Consider the following 22,626-nt stretch of genomic DNA (forward strand, 5'->3'; position numbering starts at 1 on the left):
CTACCAGTGGGACGTCCCCGGGGGCGTGCAGTACCACGTGCGCGACCTGGCCGACACGCTGCGCGGGATGGGCCACCACGTCGAGGTGCTGACCCCGGCCGAGCACGAGGAGTCGCTCACCGACCCGTGGATCACCTTCGCCGGGCGGGCCGTCCCGGTGCCGTACAACGGCTCGATGGCCAGCCTGCAGTTCGGGCCGGTGTCGGCGGCGCGCGTGCGGCGCTGGCTGCGCGAGGGGCGGTTCGACGTCGTCCACGTGCACGAGCCGGCGCCGCCTGTCGGCCTCGCTGCTGGTCTGCATCATCGCCGACGGGCCGATCGTGGCGACCTTCCACGCGGCCACGACCCGGTCGAAGTGGCTGGCGGCCTGGGGGCCGGTGGTCCGCCCCTGGCTCGAGCGGATCAGCGGGCGCATCGCGGTCTCCGACTTCGCCCGCCGCGTGCAGGTCGAGCACCTCGGCGGGGACGCCGTCATCATCCCCAACGGGGTGCACGTCGACGCCTTCGCCGAGGGGCCGTCGCTGCCCGCGGCGTCCGGCCCGGGCCCCACGATCGGCTTCCTCGGCCGCTTCGACGAGCCGCGCAAGGGGCTGCCCACGCTGCTGGAGGCGATGCGCACCGTCGTCCGCCGGCACCCGCAGGCCCGGCTGCTCGTCGCCGGGCGGGGCGACGCCGACCAGCTGCACCGGCTGGTCGGGGAGGAGCTGCGCCCGCACGTGCAGCTCCTCGGCGAGGTCTCCGAGCCCGACAAGGCCGCGTTCCTGCGCTCGGTCGACGTCTACTGCGCGCCGAACCTGCTGGGGGAGTCCTTCGGGGTCGTCCTCATCGAGGCGATGGCCGCGGGCGCCCCGATCGTCGCCAGCGACCTGGACGCGTTCGCGCGGGTGCTCGACGGGGGCAGCGCCGGCGTGCTGGTGCCGCGCGGGGACGCCGCGGCGCTGGGCCGCACCCTGGCCGACCTGCTCGCCGACCCGGAGCGGCGGGCGCGGTTCTCCGCCCGCGGGGCCGAGGTGGCGCGGACCTACGACTGGCCGGTCCTGGCCCGGCGGATCCTCGCCGTCTACGAGACCGTCGTCCCGCCCGGGGGCGCCGGCGTCACCGCGGCGGAGGACGGCGAGGTGCCCGAGGTGCCCCCGTCCGGCGGCGCGCCGCGGAGCTCCCGCTGGCGGGGGAGCGCCCGCTAGCTGTACTGACCAGAGACGTTGGTCGAGGAGCTGTGACGACGGGATCTGAGTAGAGGTCTTGTTCGGGGAGGACCTCCGGGCGTGGAGTGGAGCTGCTGAAGGCACCCATTCCACGAGTCACCGGAGGTCCTCGTGCTCCACGCTAATGCCGCCTTGACCCCGCGCCAGCGTCTGCGGATGGCCCAGCTGATCGTCGAGGACAACTGGCCCAAGGTTCGGGCCGCGGAGTTGTTCGGAGTGGCGTGGACGACCGCGGATCGGTGGGCCGAGCGGTATCGAACGCTGGGTGCCGCCGGCATGGTCGATCGCTCCAGCCGTCCGCGCACCAGCCCCACCAAGACCGCCCCGGAGACGACGAAGCGGATCGTGTCGCTGCGGCTGCGCAAGCGGTGGGGCGCGGTCCGGATCGCCGCGGAAACCGGCGTGGCGGCCTCGACCACCGGGGCGGTGCTGCGCCGCTGCGGCCTCAGTCGGCTGTCTCGTATCGAGCGTCGCGAGCACCAGGTGGTGCGCTACGAGCACGCCGCTCCCGGCGATCTACTGCACGCCGACGTGAAGAAGCGGGGCAACCCCCCGCCGGCGGCGGCTGGCGGCTTCCTCGGCCGCGAACAAGGCAAGGCCAACCGCACCGCCGATGGCGGCCGCGCCCGCAGCCGCCACGGGCAGCCGCTGATGCGCCACGGCTTCATCCACGTCGTGCTCGACGACCACACCCGGCTGGCCTACGCCGAGATCCACAACGACGAACTCGGGGCCACCGCCACCGCGGTGCTGCGCCGCGCGGTGAACTGGTTCGCCGACCGGGGCGTGACCGCCCGCAGGGTGCTCACCGACAACGGAGGCTGCTACCGCAGCCGCGACTGGGCGGCCGCCTGCGCCCAGCTCAACATCACCCCAAAACGGACCCGGCCCTACCGCCCGCAGACCAACGGAAAGGTCGAACGCTTCAACCGCACCATGACCAGCGAATGGGCCTTCGCTCAGCTCTTCACCAGCGAAGCCGACCGCCGCGCCGCCTTTCCTGCTTGGCTACACGGCTACAACCACCATCGGCCCCACACCGGCATCGGCGGCCACCCACCCATCAGCCGCTTGACCAACCTGCCCGGTCAGTACAGCTAGCCTTCGCCCTCATGGGTGCGCAGGCGTGGGTGTGGGCGGTCCTCGCGGTCGTCGCCGTCCTCCTGCTGCTCTGGACGGCGTGGACGCTGGTCCGGCTCACGCGGCTCGAGGCGCGGGTGGCCCGCGCCCGGGCGACGCTCGAGGTCCAGCTGCGGCGGCGCGCCGGGCTGGCGGAGGAGCTGGCCCGGGAGCACGCGGCGGCGCTGGGCCCGGAGCGGGCGCGCGCCCTCGCGGGGGCCGCCGCCGACGCCCGCTCGTCCGGGCCCGGGGACCGGGAGGCGGCCGAGAACGCGCTGGGCCGCGAGCTGCGCGAGCTCCCGCCCGAGCTGCCCGGCGTGCCCGCGCCGCTGCAGGCCGACCTGGCCGGCACCAGCACCCGCGTGGCGCTGGCCCGGCGCTTCTACAACGACGCGGTGCGCGACACCCAGGCGCTGCGCAGCCGCCGGCTGCCGCGGGTGCTCCGGCTGCACGCCGGGTCCCCGCTGCCCCGCTTCTTCGACATCGACGACCGGCTCGAGGTGCTCACCGGCAGCGGTGCGGGACACGCGGCCGCCGAGCGTCCGTAGGATCACGGGCCTCCGACCGTCCCTCTGCACCCCGAGGCGCCCCCGATGACTGCGCAGACCCCCTCCACCGGTACCGACCGCGTCAAGCGCGGCATGGCCGAGCAGCTCAAGGGCGGCGTCATCATGGACGTCGTCACCCCCGAGCAGGCGAAGATCGCCGAGGACGCCGGCGCGGTCGCCGTCATGGCGCTCGAGCGGGTCCCCGCCGACATCCGCGCCGAGGGCGGGATCTCCCGGATGAGCGACCCCGACATGATCGAGGGGATCATCGGCGCGGTCTCGATCCCGGTCATGGCCAAGGCCCGGATCGGCCACTTCGTCGAGGCGCAGGTGCTCCAGGCGCTCGGCGTCGACTACATCGACGAGTCCGAGGTGCTGACCCCCGCCGACGAGGCGCACCACATCGCCAAGAGCGCGTTCACCGTGCCGTTCGTCTGCGGCGCCACCGACCTGGGCGAGGCGCTGCGCCGGATCTCCGAGGGCGCGGCGATGATCCGCTCCAAGGGCGAGGCCGGCACCGGCAACGTCGTCGAGGCCACCCGGCACATGCGCTCGATCCGCGCCGGCATCAAGGCGCTGGGCACCCTGGACGAGACCGAGCTGTTCGTCGCGGCCAAGGAGCTGCGCGCCCCCGTGGAGCTCGTGACCCAGGTCGCGCGGGAGGGCAAGCTGCCGGTCGTGCTCTTCACCGCCGGCGGCATCGCCACCCCCGCCGACGCGGCGATGATGATGCAGCTCGGCGCCGAGGGCGTCTTCGTGGGCTCGGGCATCTTCAAGTCCGGCGACCCCGCGCAGCGCGCCGCCGCCATCGTCCAGGCCACGACCTTCCACGACGACCCCGACGTCATCGCCAAGGTCTCCCGCGGGCTGGGCGAGGCGATGGTCGGGCTCAACGTCTCGACGCTTCCCCGCCGACCAGCGCTTCGCCTCGCGCGGCTGGTGACCCCGACCGCCCCGGCGGTGCTGCACTTCTCCGAGGACCCGACGATCCGCCGGTTCGTGCCGCACCGTGCCCGCACCTCGGCGGACCCGCGCCCGCTGGTGTGGGCCGTCGAGCCGCTGGCGGCCCCGGAACCGGTCGGTGACCTGCTGGCCCTGCACGAGCAGGCGCGGATCCAGCTGCGGGCGCTCCCCGAGCTGGGGGCCTTCTGGCGGGACGTCGTCGGGTCCACGCTGGGGTTCAGCGGGATCCGGCTGGGCAACGCGCGGCCGGCGGTCGCGTCGTGAGCCGGCCGCTCATCGGGGTGCTGGCGCTGCAGGGCGACGTCCGCGAGCACCTGGCCGCGCTGCGCGACCAGGACGCCGAGGCGGTGCCGGTGCGGCGGCCCGAGGAGCTGGCCGCCGTCGACGGCCTGGTGCTGCCGGGCGGGGAGTCGACGACGATCGCCAAGCTGGCCCGCCGGTTGCGGGCTGCTCGACCCGCTGCGCGCCGCGGTCCGGGACGGGCTGCCGGTCTACGGCAGCTGCGCCGGGATGATCCTGCTCGCCGACCGGCTGCTCGACGCGCCCCCGGACCAGGAGACGATCGGCGGGCTCGACGTCACCGTCCGCCGGAACGCCTTCGGCCGGCAGGCCGACAGCTTCGAGTCCGAGATGGACGTCGAGGGCCTCGGCGGCGGCTCGCTGCACGCGGTCTTCATCCGGGCGCCGTGGGTGGAGGAGGCGGGCGACGGCGTCGCCGTCCTCGGCCGCGTCGTCGGCGGGGAGGCCGACGGTAGGATCGTCGCGGTCCGCCAGGGGAACCTGGTGGCCACGAGCTTCCACCCCGAGCTGACCGGGGACCGCCGGGTGCACGCGCTGTTCGTCGAGATCGTGCGGCGTCACCTGGCCGCGAGGGCCGGCGCGGGCGCCGGGAACGAGGAGGACTGATGAGCGGCCATTCCAAGTGGGCGACGACCAAGCACAAGAAGGCCGGCATCGATGCCAAGCGCGGCAAGCTCTTCGCCAAGCTGATCAAGAACATCGAGGTCGCGGCCCGCACCGGTGGCGGTGACCTCTCGGGCAACCCGACGCTCTACGACGCCGTCCAGAAGGCGAAGAAGAGCTCGGTGCCCAACGACAACATCGACCGGGCGGTCAAGCGCGGTTCCGGTGCCGAGGCCGGTGGCGTCGACTACCAGGGCATCACCTACGAGGGCTATGGCCCCGGCGGCGTCGCCGTCCTCATCGAGTGCCTGACGGACAACAAGAACCGCTCGGCCATGGAGGTCCGCACCGCCATGACCCGCAACGGCGGGAACATGGCCGATCCCGGGTCGGTTTCCTACCTGTTCTCCCGCAAGGGCGTCGTGGTGGTGCCGAAGTCCGACGGCGTCGACGAGGACACCGTGCTCATGGCCGTCCTCGACGCCGGTGCCGAGGAGGTCCGCGACCTCGGCGACACCCTCGAGGTGGTCAGCGAGCCCGGGGACATGGTCGCCGTGCGCACCGCCCTCCAGGACGCCGGGATCGACTACGACTCCGCCGACATGGGCTTCCTGCCCAGCGTGCAGGTCGAGCTGGACGAGGACGGCGCCGGCAAGGTGTTCCGCCTCATCGACGCCCTCGAGGACCTCGACGACGTGCAGAACGTCTACGCGAACTACGACGTCTCCGACGAGGTCATGGAGAAGATCGACGCCTGACGGCCGCCCCGCCCGAGGGCGGGGCGCCCCGGCGGAGGCCGGTCCGCTCCGCGTGTTGCGGGCGCGCGCCGCAGAGTTGCGGTTAGCGTGGGTCGAACAGGCGTTCGGTCGGCGGGAGGCTCTTCCATGCGGGTGCTCGGCATCGATCCGGGGCTGACCCGGTGCGGCTGGGGGGTCGTGGACGGCCGCCCCGGCGCCCGGCCGGCGGCGGTCGGCGTGGGCGTGATCCGCACCCTGGCCGAGCTGGACCTGGAGCTGCGGCTGCTGGAGCTGCACACCGCGGTCACCGCGCTGCTGCGCGCGCACCGGCCCGACGTCGTGGCCATCGAGCGGGTCTTCACCCAGAACAACAAGGGCACGGCCACCGGCACCGCGCAGGCCGCGGGCGTGGCCGCGCTGGCCGCGGCGCAGGCCGACCGGCCGGTCGCCTGGCACACCCCCAGCGAGGTCAAGGCGGCGATCTCCGGCAACGGCCGCGCGGACAAGGAGCAGGTCACCCTCATGGTCACCCGCGTGCTCGGCCTGGCCGAGGCGCCGAAGCCGGCCGACGCCGCCGACGCGCTGGCGCTGGCCGTGTGCCACGTCTGGCGCGGCCCGGCCCAGCAGCGGCTCCGCTCGGCGGCGATCGCCGGCGGCATCGGCGCGCCCGTCGTGCAGCGCACGCTGCCGCGCTGGCAGGGGGTGGCGGCCCGATGATCGCCTCGGTGAACGGCCGGGTGGCCGCGGTCTCCCCGGACGGCGCGGTCGTCGAGGTCGGCGGCATCGGCCTGGCGGTGCAGTGCACGCCCGGCACCATCGCGCGGCTGCAGGTCGGCGAGGCCGCGCGGCTGTCCACCAGCCTGGTCGTGCGCGAGGACTCGCTGACCCTCTACGGCTTCGCCGACGACGACGAGCGCTCGCTGTTCGAGCTGCTGCAGACCGCCAACGGGGTCGGCCCGCGGCTCGCCCAGGCCGTGCTGGCCATCCACCCGCCCCGCGAGGTGCGCCGCGCGGTGTCGATGGCCGACGTCAAGGCGCTCATGCAGGTCCCCGGCATCGGCAAGAAGGGCGCCGAGCGGCTGATCCTGGAGCTGCGCGACCGGCTCGGCTCGGTCACCACCGACACCTCGCTGGACGGCCCGTCCACCGGCCTGCCGGCGGTCACCCCGGTGGCACCGTGGCGCGACCAGCTCACCTCCGCGCTCGTCGGCCTCGGCTGGTCGGGCAAGGAGGCCGAGACGGCGGTCGTCGAGCTCGCGCCGGTCGCCGACGCGCAGATCGTGGAGACCGGCGGCGTCGAGGTCGCGGTCCTCCTGCGCCGGGCGCTCCAGCTGCTGGGCCGCTCGTGAGCGCCCCCTTCGACCGGTCGCTGACCGGTGAGGTCGCCGCCGACCTCGGTCAGGAGTGGGCGGTGTCGCCGCAGGCCGGCGACGAGGAGCGCGTGGTCGAGTCGGCGCTGCGCCCGCACTCGCTGCACGACTTCATCGGCCAGCCCAAGGTCGCCCGGCAGCTGGCGCTGGTCCTCGAGGGCGCCAAGCGGCGCGGCCGCCCGCCGGACCACGTGCTGCTGTCCGGCCCGCCCGGGCTGGGCAAGACCAGCCTCGCGCTGATCATCGGCTCGGAGCTCGGGACGGCGGTGAAGATCACCAGCGGCCCGGCGATCGAGCGCTCGGGCGACCTCGCCGCGATGCTGTCGAACCTGGCGCCCGGCGACGTGCTGTTCATCGACGAGATCCACCGCATCGCCCGGCCGGCCGAAGAGCTGCTGTACATGGCGATGGAGGACTTCCGGGTCGACGTCGTCGTCGGCAAGGGGCCGGGGGCGACGGCGATCCCGCTGGAGATCAACCCGTTCACCCTGGTCGGCGCCACCACCCGCGCCGGCCTGCTCACCGGCCCGCTGCGCGACCGCTTCGGCTTCGTCGGCCAGATGGAGTTCTACGAGCCCGCAGAGCTGCAGCAGGTGCTCGCCCGCAGCGCCGAGCTGCTCGGCGTCGAGCTCACCGACGAGGGCTCGGCGGAGATCGCCGGCCGCTCCCGCGGGACACCGCGGATCGCCAACCGGCTGCTGCGCCGCGTCCGCGACTACGCGGAGGTGGAGGCCGACGGCCGGGTCACCCGCGCCGTCGCCGAGGCCGCGCTCGCGCTCTACGACGTGGACCACCTGGGCCTGGACCGGCTCGACCGCGAGGTCCTCTCGGCGCTGGTGACGAAGTTCGGTGGCGGCCCGGTCGGCGTCGCCACCCTCGCCGTCGCCGTGGGGGAGGAGCCGCACACCGTCGAGGAGGTGTGCGAGCCCTTCCTGGTGCGCGCCGGTCTGCTGGCCCGCACCTCCCGCGGGCGGGTCGCGACCGAGGCGGCCTGGCGGCACCTGGGGCTGGAGGTGCCCCGGGCCGGGATTCCGCTCGGCCGGGTCACAGCAGACCCACAGGGCGCAGGCTCGTCGTCAGAGCCGCTCTTCGACGCCTAGACTCCGGGGCGCTGGCGCGCAAGAAGAGAGGCCGCGGCCGTGCGCGCCCCACCGGGTCGCCGCGTGCCGCGCACCGGGTGCGCGCAGGCAACCGACGAACCCGAGCGGCCCCCGGGCCGCACCGACCGCGGAGCTGGACGCGCGGTAGAGAGGCACACCTGTCGTGGAGCTCTTCCCTCTGATCATGCTGGTCCTGCTGGCCGTGCTGCTGTTCGTGCTCCCCGCACGCCAGCGCAAGGCGATGCAGGCCCGGGCCCAGGCGCTGCAGGAGTCGCTGACCATCGGCTCGCCGGTGATGACCACCAGCGGCATGCACGCCACGGTCGTCGGTCTCGGCGAGACGACGGTGGACCTGGAGCTCGCTCCCGGCGTCGTCGTCACCTTCGCCCGCCAGGCGGTCCTGGAGATCCGCGAGCCGGTCACCGGCACCCCGGGCGATGACGCGCCCGGTACGGCCGGGGGACGCCCGGCCGACGACAGCTTCTGATCGCAGGAGATCCCGTGGCCAACCGCTCGTTGCCGGCCAGCCGGTACTTCGGGGCGTTCGTCCTCGTCCTCGCCGTGCTCTACGGCCTGGTCTTCTTCACCGGCTCCACCCGGACGCCGCAGCTGGGCCTGGACCTGCGCGGCGGCACGACCGTCACGCTGACGGCCCGCACGCCGGACGGCGGGGCGCCCGACCGGGAGGACCTCGAGCTCGCCCGCCGGATCATCGAGCAGCGGGTGAACGGCCTCGGTGTCGCCGAGGCCGAGGTGGTCACCGAGGGCGACTCGAACATCGTCATCTCCGTCCCCGGGGACGACGGCGACCAGGCCCGCGAGCTCGGCGAGACCGCCCAGCTGCGGTTCCGCCCGGTGCTGAACGTCGCCCCGGCCGACCAGGCGCCGGCCGAGGACGCCGCGCCCAGCGACGGCGCCGAGGCCACCGACCCGGCCGCACCCACCGAGGGTGCCGAGCCCACGGACGGCGCCGAGCCCACGGACGGCGCCGAGCCGACCGATCCGGCCGCGCCGAGCGAGGCCGCCGAGCCGACCGACCCGGCCGCACCGAGCGGGGCCGCCGAGCCGACCGGCGGCGCGGACACCGCTGCGCCCACCCGGGCGCCGGACGCACCCGCCGTGACGCAGGAGGAGGCCCAGGCCGCCTTCGACGCGCTCACCTGCGGGGGTGCCGCCACCAGCGACGTCGCCCGGCCCGACGACCACGTCGCCGCGTGCAGCGAGGACGGCGAGTTCAAGTACCTGCTCGGCCCGGCCGTGGTCGAGGGCACGTCGGTCACCGACGCCGCCGCCGGCACCCGCGCCGGGACCGGCGAGTGGGTCGTCAACCTGGACTTCGACTCCCGGGGCAGCTCCGCCTGGGGCGCGTACACCTCGGCCAACGTCGGCAACTCCGTGGCGATCACCCTCGACGGCCGGGTCATCTCGGCGCCGACGATCAACTCGGCCATCGTCGGTGGCGGCACCGAGATCACCGGCAGCTTCGACCAGGAGTCGGCCACGGAGCTGGCCAACCAGCTCAAGTACGGCGCGCTGCCGCTGAGCTTCAGCCAGGCCACCGCCCAGTCGATCTCCACCGAGCTCGGCGAGGAGCAGCTGCAGGCGGGACTCATCGCCGGTGCGATCGGCGTCGGCCTGGTGTTCCTGTACTCCCTGCTCTACTACCGCGCCCTCGGCCTGGTGATGATCGCCAGCCTCGTGCTCTCCGGCGTGGTGGTCTACGGCGTGCTGGTGGTGCTCGGCCGGGAGATCGGGTTCACCCTGAGCCTCGCGGGCATCGCCGGGTTCATCGTGTCGCTCGGCATCACCGCGGACTCGTTCGTCGTGTACTTCGAACGGCTCAAGGACGAGATCCGCGAGGGCCGCAGCCTCCGCTCGGCGGTGCCGCGCGCCTGGGTCCGGGCGCGGCGCACCATCCTCTCGGCCGACGCGGTCAGCTTCCTGGCCGCGGCGATCCTCTACTGGCTCGCCATCGGCGACGTGAAGGGCTTCGCGTTCACCCTCGGCATGTCCACGGTCCTCGACCTGGTCGTGGTCTTCCTCTTCACCCACCCGCTCATGTCGGTCCTCTCCCGGTACAAGTGGTTCGGCAGCAGCCGGATCTCGGGGCTGGGGTCGGTCGACCGCGCCGGGTGGTCCACGCAGCGGCAGGCGGACCGCGAGCTGGTCGGCGCCACCGCCGGCCCGACCGCCGAGAACAGGAGCCAGGCATGACCCGCGACGAGCGGAACGACGGGACCGGGACCACGGAGCCCGACGAGGTCGTCCGGGTGGGCACCGACGCCGACGAGGCGCAGGACGCCAGCCACGCCGCCGACGAGGCGGCCGCCGCGCTGGGCGACGACGACCTGGCCGAGGCCGGGCTGCCCCGCGAGGGGGCCGGTGACCGGACGCACGAGCCGCGCGCCTCGCTGGCGCACCGGCTCTACAACGGCGAGGCCGGGCTGGACGTCGTCGGCAAGAGCCGGCTGGTCTACAAGGTCACCGCCGTCGTGGTGCTGCTCTGCCTGGCCGCGATGGTCTTCCGGGGCTTCAACTTCGGCATCGACTTCGCCGGCGGCAACAGCTTCCGCCTGCCCGGCGAGTCCGCGCAGCTCGCGCAGGTCCGCGAGGCCGCGGAGGAGGCCGGCGCGGAGGTCGCCTCCGCGCAGGTCGTCGGCGGCGACACCCTGCTGCTGCGCACCGGAGCCCTCGAGGGCGACGCGGAACGCGCGGTGGTGGCGGCCGTCGCGGACGCCGCCGGGGTCGAGCCCGGCCAGGTCAGCCCGGAGTCGGTGAGCGCCGACTGGGGCCGGGACATCACCGACCAGGCCCTGGTCGCGCTGGTGGTCTTCCTGGTGGCGGTCGTGGCGTTCCTGGCGCTGCGGTTCCAGCTCAAGATGGCGATCGGTGCCATGGCCGCCCTGCTGCACGACATCGTCGTCACCGCGGGCGTCTACGCGCTGATCGGCTTCGAGGTCACCCCGTCGACGGTCATCGGCTTCCTGACCATCCTCGGGTTCTCGCTGTACGACACCGTCGTCGTGTTCGACAAGGTCGACGAGAACGTCAAGGACCTCGACAAGTCCGCCCGCATGACCTGGAGCGAGGCGGCCAACCTGGCGGTCAACCAGACGCTCATGCGCTCGATCAACACCTCGGTCATCGCGCTGCTGCCGGTCGCCGGGCTGCTGTTCGTCGGCGCCGGGCTGCTCGGTGTGGGCACGCTCAAGGACCTCGCCCTCGTGCTCTTCGTCGGGCTGGCCGCGGGCACGTACTCCTCGATCGTCCTGGCCACGCCGATCGTCGCCGACCTGAAGGAGCGCGAGCCGGAGGTGCAGGCGCTGCGCCGGCGCGTCCTCGCCCGCCGCTCGTCGGCCGCCCGGCAGGGAGGGTCCGGCGTGCCCGCGGGCCCCGTCGCCAGCGCGCGGCGCGGCCGTCGTCCCGCGGGCGGGAGCACCGCGGTCGCGGAGCTGCCCACCGAGGTGCAGGCCGACGTCGTCGTCGAGTCGCCCGCGTCGGTGCGCCGGGACGTGGACGGCGGCACGACCGCGCCGCGCCCCGGTGCCCGGCCGCAGCGGCCCGGCGCCCCGGCCCGCCGCCCGTCGGGCAAGAAGCGCCGGTGAGCGCCGCCCCCGAGCAGGTCGGGACGCAGCAGCCGCTGGACGAGCTGATCGCCTCGCTGACCGTCGACATCCCCGACCACCCCGAACCCGGGGTGCTCTTCCGGGACCTCACCCCGGTCTTCGCCGACGGTCCGGCGTTCGCCCGCGTGGTCGAGGGGCTGGCCGCACCGGCCGCCACCGACCCGCGGGCCGCGGCGGTGGCCGGGGCCGGCGGCCCGGGTGCCGACACCCCCGGCCGCTCGTTCGACGTCGTCGTCGGGGTGGAGGCGCGCGGGTTCCTGCTCGCCGCCGCGGTCGCGCTCGCCGCCGGTGTCGGGGTCGTCCCGGTGCGCAAGGCCGGCAAGCTGCCGCGCGAGCGGATCTCGGCCGACTACGTGCTCGAGTACGGCACCGCGACGCTGGAGCTGCACGCCGACTCCATCCGGCCCGGCCAGCGGGTGCTCGTCGTCGACGACGTGCTGGCCACCGGCGGCACCCTCGGTGCCGCGGTCGCCCTGGTCGAGCGGCTCGGCGGCGTCGTCACGGCGGTGGGCGTCGTCGTGGAGCTGGCCGCGCTCGGCGGCCGGGAGCGCGTCGCGCCGCACGCGGTGCACGCCCTCTGGACCACCTGACCGGGTCATCCGGGTCCCCGGGGTGCGGCGGGGACACGCCCGGCACGGCTAGCATGGTGAGGGTCTCCCTCTCCTCGAACCAGCAGGAGTCGCCGTGGCCTCCGACGTAGCCGCCGACGCCGCTCCTGCGCGCCCCGGGCGGCCCGGCGCCACGACCGACGCGGCGCCGCCGTCGGGGCCCGGGAGCGCCCCCGCGCACCGGCCGCCGCTGCCCGAGCGCCCGGCCGTCCGCCGCCCGGACGACGTCGCCGCCGAGCCGGGGGACGGGGACTCGGGCGCGCCCCGCCGCCGGGTCCGCGACCGGCTGGCCCGCCGGATCGTGGCCGGCCAGCGCAGCACCGTCGTCCGCCCGGTGCTCGAGCCGCTGGCCGCGCTGCACCGGCAGAGCCATCCCAAGGCCGACCTCGTGCTGCTCCAGCGGGCCTACGACGTCGCCGAGACCGCGCACGCGGCGCAGAAGCGCAAGAGCGGCGACCCCTACATCACCCACCCGCTGGCGGTCGCGACGATCCTCGCGGGCCTCGGCATGGACACCACGACGCTGGTGGCGGCGCTGCTGCACGACACCGTCGAGGACACCGGCGTCACGCTGGAGTCGATCACCGCCGACTTCGGCCCCGGAGGTCGCGCACCTCGTCGACGGCGTCACCAAGATCGACAAGGTGAAGCTGGGGGACGCGGCCCAGGCCGAGACGATCCGCAAGATGATCGTCGCGATGGCCCGCGACCCGCGGGTGCTGGTCATCAAGCTCGCCGACCGGCTGCACAACATGCGCACGCTGCGCTTCCTCCCGCCGGAGAAGCAGGAGAAGAAGGCGCGCGAGACGCTGGAGATCCTCGCCCCGCTGGCGCACCGGCTGGGCATGAACACGATCAAGTGGGAGCTCGAGGACCTCGCGTTCGCGACGCTCTACCCCAAGCGGTACGACGAGATCGTGCGGCTGGTGGCCGAGCGCGCGCCGTCGCGGGACACCTACCTGGCCGAGGTCACCACGACCGTCCAGGAGCAGCTCAAGGCCGCCAAGATCGAGGCGGTGGTCACCGGCCGGCCCAAGCACTACTACTCGATCTACCAGAAGATGATCGTCCGCGGCCGGGACTTCACCGACATCTGGGACCTCGTCGGCATCCGGATCCTGGTCGACTCGGTGCGCGACTGCTACGCCGCGCTCGGCATCATGCACGCCCACTGGCAGCCGCTGCCGGGGCGCTTCAAGGACTTCGTGGCGATGCCGAAGTTCAACATGTACCAGTCGCTGCACACGACGGTGATCGGTCCGCACGGCAAGCCGGTCGAGCTGCAGATCCGCACCCACGACATGCACCGCACCGCCGACTACGGCATCGCCGCGCACTGGAAGTACAAGGAGAACGCGCGGGCCGGCGGCCGGCCCAGTGCCGGCGAGTTCGGCGCCCCGCCGAAGGTCGGCTCGCCCGACGACATGCTGTGGCTGCGGCAGCTGCTGGACTGGCAGCGCGAGGCGCAGGAGCCCGGCGAGTTCCTCGAGACGCTGCGCTACGACCTCGGTCCGCAGGAGGTCTTCGTCTTCACGCCCAAGGGCGACGTGGTCAGCCTGCCCGGCGAGTCGACGCCGGTGGACTTCGCCTACGCGGTGCACACCGAGGTCGGCCACCGCACCATCGGGGCCCGGGTGAACGGTGCCCTGGTGTCGCTGGACAGCACGCTCTCCAACGGCGACGTCGTCGAGATCTTCACCTCCAAGTCGCCGACCGCCGGCCCGTCGCAGGACTGGCTGTCCTTCGTCGGCTCCTCGCGGGCGCGCACCAAGATCCGCCAGTGGTTCACCAAGGAGCGCCGCGAGGACGCGGTCGAGGCCGGCAAGGAGGCGCTGACCCGCGCCATGCGCAAGGCCGGCCTGCCGCTGCAGCGGCTGCTGGGCGGCGAGGCGCTGAGCACGCTGGCCAAGGACCTCCGCTACGCCGATGTCACCGCGCTCTACGCGGCGGTGGGGGAGAACCAGATCTCCGCGGCATCGGTCGTGGAGAAGCTGATGACGGCGCTCGGCGGGACCGAGGGCGCCGTCGAGGACATCGCCGAGACCGCGATCCCCACCAACCGGCCCACGCCGCGCCGCTCCGGCACCGGCGACCCGGGCGTCGTCGTCCACGGTATGACCGACGTGTGGGCCAAGCTGGCCAAGTGCTGCACGCCGGTGCCCGGCGACGAGATCCTGGGCTTCGTCACCCGCGGCGGCGGCGTCAGCGTGCACCGCACCGACTGCACCAACGCCGGCGACCTGCAGCGCAAGCCCGAGCGGCTGGTCGAGGTCGAGTGGGCCAGCGCGCCGGGCTCGGTGTTCCTCGTCGCCATCCAGGTGGAGGCGCTGGACCGGCACCGGCTGCTCTCCGACGTCACCAAGACGCTGGCCGACGAGCGGGTGAACATCCTGTCCGCGTCGGTGCAGACCAGCCGCGACCGCGTCGCGATCAGCCGGTTCACCTTCGAGCTCGCCGACCCCGCCCACCTCGGGGCGGTGCTGCAGGCGGTGCGCAACGTCGACGGCGTCTTCGACGTGGAGCGCGTCACCGCCTGACGACGCCACCCCACGCTGGGATCAGGTGACCTGATCCCAGCGCGTCCTCCCTCGTGGTGCACGGTGAGGGAGGACGCGCTGCGGTGGGGGAGGACGCCCCGGGAGGTCAGCCGGCGAGGGCCATCGACTCGATGGTGACCGGCTCGGCGGGGGCGCCGTCCTGGCCGCCGTCGGCGACGCCCTTGGCTGCGATGGCGTCGAGCACGCCCAGCCCGGCCTCGTCGATGGTGCCGACGACGGTGTAGTTCGGGTTGCCCTCGAGGCTGTCGCCGTAGACGAGGAAGAACTGGCTGCCGTCGAAGCCCTGGCCGGAGTTGGCCATGGCGACGGTGCCGCGCGGGTAGGTCTCGTCGCCGGTGGCCGCGGTCGGGTAGTCGAAGGCCGCGCCGCCGCGACCGGTCTCGCTCGGGTCGCCGCACTGCAGCACCTGCAGGCCCGGGCTGGTGGTCAGCCGGTGGCAGCCGGTGCCGTCGAAGAAGCCCTGCTCGGCGAGGTAGGTGATCGCCGCGGCGGCGCACGGCGCGCCGGCCCGGTCGAGGGTGAGGCCGATGTCGCCGGCGCTGGTCGCCATGGTCAGCGCCTGGGTGCCCTCGGTCGGGACGTCGCCGTCGGGCAGCCCGACGTGGGTCAGGTTCGGGTTCACCGAGGGGTCGGTGGCGACGTAGTCGCAGGTGGGCGCGTCGGCGGCGGCCTCGGGGGCGTCGTCGTCGCCGGAGAAGACGCCGCTGATCACCAGCGCGGCGAGGACCACCACGACGGCGGCGAGCGCGGCCAGGCCGATGCCCAGGTTGCGGCGGCGCTTCTGGGCCAGCTCGGCGCGGCGCTCCAGCTGGCGCTGCAGGTGGCGCTGGGCGGCCTCGCGGCGCTGCTTGTTCGTGGGCACGGGGGAACTCCTCGGCGGGCGGCTGCTCGGCGGGGCGGCGGCCCGGACCACGGGCGCCGCTCGACGCGGTCAGCGACGGAGTCTAGGTGGGGGACCTGCGGGGTCCCTGGATGCCCGCTGTCCTGGCACGCCGCCCGAGCGGGGGTGCCCGCGTAACCTGCACGGGTGCTCATCCGCTCCTTCCCCGCCGGTGCCTTCGGGACCAACTGCTACGCCGTCGCGTCCGGCCCCGGCCAGGAGTGCGTCGTCGTCGACCCCGGCATGGACGCCGTCGAGCCGCTGGCCCGCATGCTGGCCGACGACGGGCTCAAGCCGGTCGCCGTCGTCCTGACCCACGGCCACCTCGACCACACCTTCTCGGTGCTGCCGGTGTGCGACGGGTACGACATCCCCGCCTACCTGCACCCGGCCGACCTCGGCATGATCTCCGACCCGATGCGCTGGCACGGCCCGCAGCTCGCCCCGCTGCTCGGGGGGCTGAAGCTGCCCGACCCGAGCGACGTGAAGCGCCTGGACGACGGCGCGGTGCTGTCGCTGGCCGGCGTCGACCTCACCGTCCGGCACGCGCCGGGCCACACGCAGGGCTCGGTCATGTTCTCCCTCGACCTGGGCGAGGCGCCGGGGCTGCTCGCCGGTGACGTGCTGTTCGCCGGATCGGTGGGCCGGGTCGACCTGCCCGGCGGCTCCTGGGACGCGATGCTCACCTCGCTGCGCGACGTCGTCCTGCCGCTGGACGACGCGACGGTCGTGCTGCCCGGCCACGGCCCGGCGACGACGATCGGTCGCGAGCGGGCCACCAACCCCTACCTGGCCGAGGCCGCCGCCGAGCCGAAGGGGCGGGGGCTCTGATGGCGGGCCTGACCGCGCCGAAGGGCACCTTCGACACGCTGCCGCCGGACTCCGCGCGCTTCCTCGCCGTCCGCGACACCCTCACCGCGCCGCTGCGCGCGGCGGGCTACGGGTACATCGAGACGCCGGTGTTCGAGGAGACCTCGGTCTTCTCCCGCGGGGTGGGCGAGTCGACCGACGTCGTCACGAAGGAGATGTACACCTTCGAGGACCGCGGCGGCCGCTCGCTGACGCTGCGCCCGGAGCTGACCGCCGGGCTCATGCGCGCCTTCATCGAGCACCGGCTGCACACCGGCGCCCTGCCGGTGAAGGTGTGGGCGGTCGGCTCGGCGTTCCGGTACGAGCGCCCGCAGGCCGGCCGCTACCGGCACTTCACCCAGGTCGACTGCGAGGCGCTCGGCGTCGACGACCCGGCGCTGGACGCCGAGGTCGTGGCCCTGGGCGTGCAGGGTTTCCGCGACCTGGGGCTCACCGACTTCGAGCTGCTGCTGACCTCGCTGGGCGACGCCACCTGCCGCCCGCAGTACCGCGAGCTGCTCGTCGAGTTCCTCGCGAAGCTGGACCTCGACGAGGAGACCCGCCGGCGCGCGGAGATCAACCCGCTGCGGGTGCTCGACGACAAGCGCCCCGAGGTGCAGGCGCAGCTGGACGACGCCCCGCTGATGGTCGACCACCTGTCGGACTCCACGAAGGCGCACTACGACGCCGTCCGCCAGCACCTGACCGACCTCGGCGTCAGCTGGACCGAGGCGCCGCGACTGGTGCGCGGGCTGGACTACTACACGAAGACCACGTTCGAGTTCGTGCACAACGGGCTGGGTGCGCAGTCCGCGATCGGCGGCGGTGGCCGCTACGACGGGCTCTCCGCCGCGCTCGGCGGCCCGGACCTCTCGGGCATCGGCTACGCCGTCGGCGTGGACCGCACCCTGCTCGCGGTGCAGGCCGAGGGGCTCGACATCGGAGCGACCGCCGGCGTGCAGGCCTTCGTGGTGCCGCTCGGTGCCGAGGCCAAGCGCCTGGCGGTCCGGCTGATCGGGCAGCTGCGGCAGGCCGGGGTCGCGGCGGACACCGTCTACGGCGACCGCGGGCTCAAGGGCGCGATGAAGGCCGCCGACCGCTCGGGGGCCTCGCACGTCGTCGTCATCGGCGAGCGCGACCTCGCCGAGGGCGTCGGCCAGCTCAAGGACATGGCCACCGGGGAGCAGACCGCCGTCCCCGTCGCCGAGCTGTTCGACGCGCTCCAGCGTGCGACGGTGGGGGCATGACGAGCATGGAGCAGCGGCCGCTGGGCCGTACCGGCGCCGAGGTCGGCGTCGTCGGCCTGGGCACCCTGGCAGCTGGGCGGCGACTGGGGCGACGTCTCCGCGGACGACGCCGCCGCCGTGCTGGACGCCGCGCTCGACTCCGGCGTCACGCTGCTGGACACCGCGGACGTGTACGGCGACGGGCGTTCCGAGGAGCGGATCCGGCAGGCGCTGGCGACCCGCTCGGACCGGCCGGTCGTCGCGACCAAGGCCGGCCGCCGCGCCGACCCGTTCGAGGCGGCCCAGTACACGCCGGAGAACCTGCGCGCGTGGATCGACCGGTCGCGCCGCAACCTCGGCGTCGACACCTTGGACCTGGTGCAGCTGCACTGCCCGCCGCCGGCCGTCTACTCCGACCAGCGGGTCTACGACGCGCTGGACTCCTTCGTCGAGGACGGCGCGATCGCCGCGTACGGGGTGAGCGTGGAGACCGTCGCCGAGGGGCTCACCGCGCTGCAGCACCCGGGCGTGGCCACGATCCAGGTGATCCTCAACGTCTTCCGGCGCAAGCCGCTGGAGGAACTGCTGCCCGCCGCCCGTCGTGCCGGCGTCGGCGTGCTGGCCCGCGTGCCCCTGGCCAGCGGGCTGCTCACCGGCACGTACGACGAGTCGACGACGTTCGCCGCCGACGACCACCGCAGCTTCAACCGCAACGGCGAGGCCTTCGACGTCGGCGAGACCTTCGCCGGCGTGCCCTTCGACGTGGGTGTCGCCGCCGCCCGCGAGGTCGCCGCCATCGCCGGCGACACCGACACCGCGGCCTTCGCGCTGCGCTGGGTGATCGACCAGCCCGGCGTCACCGCCGTCATCCCCGGGGCGCGCAACGTCGCGCAGGTGCGCGGCAACGTCGCCGCCGCCGCGCTGCCGCCCCTGACCGCAACCCAGCTCGCCGACCTCGAGCGGCTGTACGACGAGCGCATCCGCGCGCACGTCCACGACCGCTGGTAACCACCCCCACTCGAAAGGCACCCCCTTGCTCCGCACCCACGACGCCGGCGCCCTCCGGGCAGCCGACGCCGGCAGCACCGTCACCCTCGCCGGCTGGGTCGCCCGTCGCCGCGACCACGGTGGCGTGGTCTTCCTCGACCTGCGCGACGCGTCCGGCTACGTGCAGGTCGTCGTCCGCGAGGAGGAGGCGCACCACCTGCGCAACGAGTACTGCGTGCTCGTCACCGGCGAGGTGCGCCGCCGTCCCGAGGGCAACGAGAACCCCGAGCTGCCCACCGGCGAGATCGAGGTGGCGACGACGTCGCTCGAGGTGCTGTCGTCGTCGGCGCCGCTGCCCTTCCCGATCGAGAGCGACCAGGCCGCGTCGGACGACGTCCGCTACAAGTACCGCTACCTCGACCTGCGCCGGCAGGGCCCGGCGAAGGCGATGCGGCTGCGCTCGGAGGTCAGCCGGGTCGCCCGCGCCGTCATGCACGAGCACGGCTTCGCCGAGGTGGAGACGCCGTCGCTCACCCGCTCGACGCCCGAGGGCGCGCGCGACTTCGTCGTCCCGGTCCGGCTGCAGCAGGGCAAGTGGTACGCGCTGCCGCAGTCGCCCCAGCTGTTCAAGCAGCTGCTGATGATCGGCGGGCTGGAGCGCTACTACCAGATCGCCCGCTGCTTCCGGGACGAGGACTTCCGCGCCGACCGGCAGCCGGAGTTCACCCAGCTGGACTTCGAGATGAGCTTCGTCGAGCGCGACGACGTGCTGGCCGTGGCCGAGGACGTGGTCCGGGCGCTGTGGCGCGAGCTGGCGTCCTACGACGTCCCGGAGATCCCGCGGATGACCTACCGCGAGGCCATGGACCGGTTCGGCTCCGACAAGCCCGACCTGCGCTTCGGCGTCGAGCTGACCGAGCTGACCTCCTACTTCGCCGACACCCCGTTCCGCGTCTTCCAGGCGCCCTACGTCGGCGCGGTCGTCATGCCCGGCGGCGGGTCGCAGCCGCGGCGGGCGTTCGACGCGTGGCAGGACTGGGCCAAGTCGCGGGGTGCCCGCGGGCTGGCCTACGTGACCATCGCCGAGGACGGCACGCTCGGCGGGCCGGTCGCCAAGAACATCTCCGACGGCGAGCGCGAGGGCCTGGTCGCCGCCGTCGGCGCGAAGCCGGGCGACTGCGTCTTCTTCGCCGCCGGCGCCCGCCGCACCGCGCAGGAGCTGCTGGGCGCCGCGCGCAACGAGATCGCCAAGCGGCTGGAGCTCATCGAGCCCGGCTCGTGGTCGTTCCTCTTCGTCGTCGACTTCCCGATGTTCGAGGAGACCGAGGACGGCGACTGGACCTTCATGCACCACCCGTTCACCTCGCCCACCCCGGAGTGGCGGGACCGGTTCGCCGAGGACAAGGGCGCGGCGCTGTCCGACGCCTACGACATGGTGATCAACGGCAACGAGGTCATGAGCGGCTCCGTGCGCATCCACGACGCCGACCTGCAGGAGCGGGTGTTCGAGACCCTCGGCATGTCCCGCGAGGAGGCCCGCGAGCGGTTCGGGTTCTTCCTCGAGGCGTTCGCCTACGGCCCGCCGCCGCACGCCGGCGCCGCGCTCGGGTGGGACCGGCTCACCGCGCTGCTCACCGGGGTCGACTCGATCCGCGAGGTGATCGCCTTCCCGAAGACCGGTGCCGGCTTCGACCCGCTGACCGGGGCGCCGACGCCGATCAGCGACGCCCAGCGCGCGGAGGCGGGCATCGACGCCAAGCCCGAGGAGCCCGCGGAGGCCGACCCGTCATGAGCCTGCGCGCCCGCACCCTGCTCGGACCCGGCCCGTCCAACCCCTACCCGGAGGCCCAGGCCGCGCTCGGGTATCCGCTGCTGGGGCACCTCGACCCGCTGTTCCTCCAGGTGCTCGACGAGACCTCGGACCGGCTGCGGCAGGTCTTCGGGACGGCGAACCGGCGCACGCTGCCGCTGTCGGCGACCGGCTCCGCGGGCATGGAGGCGGCGTTCGTCAACACGGTGGGCCCGGGCGACGTCGTCGTCGTCGCGGTGAACGGGTTGTTCGGGCAGCGCATGGTGGAGGTCGCCTCCCGCTGCGGCGCCGAGGTGGTCGCCGTCGAGCACGAGTGGGGGCAGCCGGTCGACGCCGAGCGCGTGCTGGCCGCGCACCCCTCCCCGAAGCTGATCGCCGCGGTGCACGCGGAGACCTCCACCGGGGTGCTCTCCGACCTCCGACCGCTGGCCGCCGGGAAGGGCGACGCCCTGCTGCTGGCCGACTGCGTGACCTCGCTGGGCGGGGTGCCGGTGCGGCTGGACGAGTGGGGGGTCGACCTCGCGTACTCGGGTTCGCAGAAGTGCCTCGGCGTCCCCCCGGGCCTGGCGCCGTTCACCATCTCCGACCGGGCGTGGGAGCGGCGGATCGAGAAGCCGCAGAGCTGGTACCTCGACCTCGGGCTGCTCGGCGGCTACGCGGGTGAGGCGGCCGGCGGTGGGCGCACGTACCACCACACCGCGCCGACCGGCATGGTCGTGTCGCTGCACGCGGGGCTCGGCCGGATCCTCGAGGAGGGGCTGCACGCCGTGCACGCCCGCCACGCCGAGGCCGGCCGCCTGCTGCACGAGGGACTGGCCGGGCTGGGCCTGGAGCTGTTCGCCGCGGAGGGCCACCGGCTGCCCGAGCTCACCACGGTGAAGGTGCCCGACGGCGTGGACTCGGCGGCCGTGCGGAAGGAGCTGCTCGAGCGCTACGACCTCGAGATCGGCGCCGGCGCGGGCCCCTATGCGGCCTCGGTGTGGCGGATCGGTCTCATGGGCCCCAACGCCGCCCCCGACCGCGTCGCCCTCGTCCTCGCCGCGCTCACCGACGTCCTCGCCCGCTGACCCGCCCCGTCCGCGAGGGCCCGCTCCAGCGCCGAGTGCTGACTTGTGGTCGTTCGCGGCGGCGTGTCGGCGCGCGTCGACGACCGCAACTCAGCAGTCGGCCTCACCAGGTGGCTCCGCGGCTGCGCAGCGCCCGAGCCGCGCGCTCCACGACGGCGTCCAGCCGCCCCAGGTGCCGGCCGGCGAAGCGGAGCACGAGCCAGCCGTCGGCGGCCATCAGCGAGTAGCGGTCGACGTCGCGGCCGAACTGCTCGCGCTCGGCGTGCTGACGGCCCTCGTACTCCAGGGCGATCTTCCACCGCGCCCATCCGAGGTCGGCGTGCGCCACCTCCCGGCCCCACCTGTCGACGATCGGGTGCTGCACCTCGGGCGCAGGGAGGCCCGCGCTGACCACCGCGTAACGGACGAGGCTCTCCGGCCGGGACGCCGCCAGCGGGGTGAGCAGCGGCGCGAGGTGCCGGGCGGCGACGACGCCGCGCACCCCGCCGGCTCGCCGGAGCCGCGCGTCCACGCGGGCCGCGTCGAGGTGTCCGCCTCGGTACAGCGCATCACCGACCGCGACGAGCTCCCCACGGGGCAGGACGGGTGCCAGGTCCAGCCAGGTCTGCGCGCCGCTGGTCACGGGCAGGCCGAACGCCCGATCGACGTCGTCCTCGTCGAGCCGGCGGACGTGCGACCGGATCCGCAGCCGCTGCGGTCGGGCCACACCGGGCGGGACGCTCACGTGCAGGGGGAACGCGTGCCGGACGGGCGCGCCGAGGAGCCCGGCGGCCGTCCCGTGGGAGAACGCTGCCCCGGGCGGCAGCACCTCGGCCACGGCCGCGCAGACGTTCGGGAGCGAGAACGCGACCGCTCTGGAGACGTAGGCCCCGCGGGTGGCCCGCGCGCCGTCGTCCCGGAGCTGGGCCCGGGTCATCCCGGCCGTCGCCACCTGCACGCGCGTGTAGACGACGGGCAGCTCCACGGGATCCATCAGCGCAGCGTCGCCAGCGCATTCCCCGGGCGGGGCCGGCGTGCGCGATCCGTGGACGACGCGGCTGCCTGTGGATCGTCGAGTGCGGACGTGCGGT

21 protein-coding genes and 4 pseudogenes are annotated in these 22,626 nt (G+C 74.3%); 23 read left to right on the plus strand and 2 right to left on the minus strand.

The genetic code is table 11. The features are described from left to right. Positions 1 to 67 precede the first annotated feature (67 nt). From JKP75_RS23360 to JKP75_RS07995, 18 genes and pseudogenes are all read left to right on the plus strand, one after another. A pseudogene (locus tag JKP75_RS23360) lies at positions 68 to 238 on the plus strand (alpha-(1-2)-phosphatidylinositol mannosyltransferase); the annotation flags it as partial. Positions 239 to 320: 82 nt separating this feature from the next. Next, entirely contained in the window at positions 321 to 1,184 is an 864-nt protein-coding gene (locus JKP75_RS23365; RefSeq protein WP_309229635.1) for a glycosyltransferase family 4 protein, read from the plus strand. A 132-nt stretch (positions 1,185 to 1,316) separates the two neighbouring features. Further along, positions 1,317 to 2,306 (plus strand): IS481 family transposase, encoded by a 990-nt coding sequence (locus tag JKP75_RS07930; RefSeq protein WP_200492912.1) that lies wholly within the window; start codon positions 1,317 to 1,319, stop codon positions 2,304 to 2,306. An 11-nt stretch (positions 2,307 to 2,317) separates the two neighbouring features. After that, entirely contained in the window at positions 2,318 to 2,872 is a 555-nt protein-coding gene (locus JKP75_RS07935; RefSeq protein ID WP_200491884.1) for a hypothetical protein, read from the plus strand. Between the two features lie 45 nt (positions 2,873 to 2,917). Further along, positions 2,918 to 3,815: pseudogene (gene pdxS / locus JKP75_RS07940) on the plus strand (pyridoxal 5'-phosphate synthase lyase subunit PdxS). A gap of 17 nt (positions 3,816 to 3,832) precedes the next feature. Next, positions 3,833 to 4,099: a DUF6886 family protein gene (locus JKP75_RS23750; RefSeq protein ID WP_375539237.1), complete on the plus strand. Its 267-nt coding sequence runs from the start codon at positions 3,833 to 3,835 to the stop codon at positions 4,097 to 4,099. Between the two features lie 17 nt (positions 4,100 to 4,116). Beyond that, positions 4,117 to 4,218: pseudogene (locus tag JKP75_RS23755) on the plus strand (pyridoxal 5'-phosphate synthase glutaminase subunit PdxT); the annotation flags it as partial. A 100-nt stretch (positions 4,219 to 4,318) separates the two neighbouring features. Further along, positions 4,319 to 4,741, plus strand: a complete 423-nt coding sequence (gene pdxT / locus JKP75_RS07950; RefSeq protein WP_304504645.1) for a pyridoxal 5'-phosphate synthase glutaminase subunit PdxT — start codon at positions 4,319 to 4,321, stop codon at positions 4,739 to 4,741. Continuing rightward, positions 4,741 to 5,496, plus strand: a complete 756-nt coding sequence (locus JKP75_RS07955) for a YebC/PmpR family DNA-binding transcriptional regulator (RefSeq protein ID WP_200491881.1) — start codon at positions 4,741 to 4,743, stop codon at positions 5,494 to 5,496. Before pdxT ends, JKP75_RS07955 begins: the two co-directional genes overlap by 1 nt. A gap of 126 nt (positions 5,497 to 5,622) precedes the next feature. Beyond that, the gene (ruvC, locus tag JKP75_RS07960; RefSeq protein WP_200491880.1) at positions 5,623 to 6,192 is read left to right on the plus strand and encodes a crossover junction endodeoxyribonuclease RuvC; all 570 of its coding nucleotides are present in this window, start codon (positions 5,623 to 5,625) and stop codon (positions 6,190 to 6,192) included. Beyond that, entirely contained in the window at positions 6,189 to 6,824 is a 636-nt protein-coding gene (gene ruvA, locus JKP75_RS07965; protein ID WP_200491879.1) for a Holliday junction branch migration protein RuvA, read from the plus strand. The genes ruvC and ruvA overlap by 4 nt, the downstream gene beginning before the upstream one ends. 62 nt (positions 6,825 to 6,886) lie before the next feature. Beyond that, a complete protein-coding gene (ruvB, locus tag JKP75_RS07970) occupies positions 6,887 to 7,945 on the plus strand; it encodes a Holliday junction branch migration DNA helicase RuvB (RefSeq protein ID WP_375335670.1) in 1,059 nt (352 codons plus the stop codon). Positions 7,946 to 8,108: 163 nt separating this feature from the next. Then, the gene (yajC, locus tag JKP75_RS07975; RefSeq protein WP_200491878.1) at positions 8,109 to 8,432 is read left to right on the plus strand and encodes a preprotein translocase subunit YajC; all 324 of its coding nucleotides are present in this window, start codon (positions 8,109 to 8,111) and stop codon (positions 8,430 to 8,432) included. A 14-nt stretch (positions 8,433 to 8,446) separates the two neighbouring features. Next, a complete protein-coding gene (secD, locus tag JKP75_RS07980; protein ID WP_200492913.1) occupies positions 8,447 to 10,159 on the plus strand; it encodes a protein translocase subunit SecD in 1,713 nt (570 codons plus the stop codon). After that, positions 10,156 to 11,550 (plus strand): protein translocase subunit SecF, encoded by a 1,395-nt coding sequence (secF, locus tag JKP75_RS07985; protein ID WP_207146596.1) that lies wholly within the window; start codon positions 10,156 to 10,158, stop codon positions 11,548 to 11,550. The genes secD and secF overlap by 4 nt, the downstream gene beginning before the upstream one ends. Then, a complete protein-coding gene (locus tag JKP75_RS07990) occupies positions 11,547 to 12,161 on the plus strand; it encodes an adenine phosphoribosyltransferase (protein ID WP_375335657.1) in 615 nt (204 codons plus the stop codon). Before secF ends, JKP75_RS07990 begins: the two co-directional genes overlap by 4 nt. A gap of 406 nt (positions 12,162 to 12,567) precedes the next feature. After that, positions 12,568 to 12,717 (plus strand): annotated as a pseudogene (locus JKP75_RS23375) (HD domain-containing protein); the annotation flags it as partial. A gap of 106 nt (positions 12,718 to 12,823) precedes the next feature. Further along, positions 12,824 to 14,716 (plus strand): bifunctional (p)ppGpp synthetase/guanosine-3',5'-bis(diphosphate) 3'-pyrophosphohydrolase, encoded by a 1,893-nt coding sequence (locus tag JKP75_RS07995; protein WP_309229638.1) that lies wholly within the window; start codon positions 12,824 to 12,826, stop codon positions 14,714 to 14,716. 106 nt (positions 14,717 to 14,822) lie between these two features. Here JKP75_RS07995 and JKP75_RS08000 read toward each other — a convergent pair whose 3' ends face one another. After that, positions 14,823 to 15,599, minus strand: a complete 777-nt coding sequence (locus JKP75_RS08000; RefSeq protein WP_200491877.1) for a peptidylprolyl isomerase — start codon at positions 15,597 to 15,599, stop codon at positions 14,823 to 14,825. Between the two features lie 165 nt (positions 15,600 to 15,764). Here JKP75_RS08000 and JKP75_RS08005 point away from each other — a divergent pair, with 165 nt between their 5' ends. The 5 genes from JKP75_RS08005 to JKP75_RS08025 all read left to right on the plus strand — a co-directional run bounded on the left by JKP75_RS08005 (position 15,765) and on the right by JKP75_RS08025 (position 21,556). Then, positions 15,765 to 16,448 carry an MBL fold metallo-hydrolase gene (locus JKP75_RS08005; protein ID WP_200491876.1) on the plus strand — a complete coding sequence of 228 codons (684 nt, stop codon included), beginning with the start codon at positions 15,765 to 15,767 and terminating at the stop codon, positions 16,446 to 16,448. Continuing rightward, the gene (hisS, locus tag JKP75_RS08010; RefSeq protein WP_200492914.1) at positions 16,448 to 17,713 is read left to right on the plus strand and encodes a histidine--tRNA ligase; all 1,266 of its coding nucleotides are present in this window, start codon (positions 16,448 to 16,450) and stop codon (positions 17,711 to 17,713) included. The genes JKP75_RS08005 and hisS overlap by 1 nt, the downstream gene beginning before the upstream one ends. Positions 17,714 to 17,830: 117 nt before the next feature. Then, positions 17,831 to 18,700 carry an aldo/keto reductase gene (locus JKP75_RS08015; RefSeq protein WP_309229639.1) on the plus strand — a complete coding sequence of 290 codons (870 nt, stop codon included), beginning with the start codon at positions 17,831 to 17,833 and terminating at the stop codon, positions 18,698 to 18,700. 25 nt (positions 18,701 to 18,725) lie between these two features. After that, entirely contained in the window at positions 18,726 to 20,471 is a 1,746-nt protein-coding gene (aspS, locus tag JKP75_RS08020; RefSeq protein ID WP_200491875.1) for an aspartate--tRNA ligase, read from the plus strand. Beyond that, positions 20,468 to 21,556 (plus strand): alanine--glyoxylate aminotransferase family protein, encoded by a 1,089-nt coding sequence (locus JKP75_RS08025; protein WP_200491874.1) that lies wholly within the window; start codon positions 20,468 to 20,470, stop codon positions 21,554 to 21,556. Before aspS ends, JKP75_RS08025 begins: the two co-directional genes overlap by 4 nt. A gap of 103 nt (positions 21,557 to 21,659) precedes the next feature. On the opposite strand, the gene JKP75_RS08030 is transcribed toward JKP75_RS08025, so the two are convergent. Then, entirely contained in the window at positions 21,660 to 22,529 is an 870-nt protein-coding gene (locus JKP75_RS08030) for an endonuclease domain-containing protein (protein ID WP_200491873.1), read from the minus strand. Positions 22,530 to 22,626 lie beyond the last annotated feature (97 nt).

The sequence above is a fragment of the Blastococcus sp. TML/M2B genome (assembly GCF_016612865.1).
Classification (GTDB): Bacteria; Actinomycetota; Actinomycetes; order Mycobacteriales; family Geodermatophilaceae; genus Blastococcus.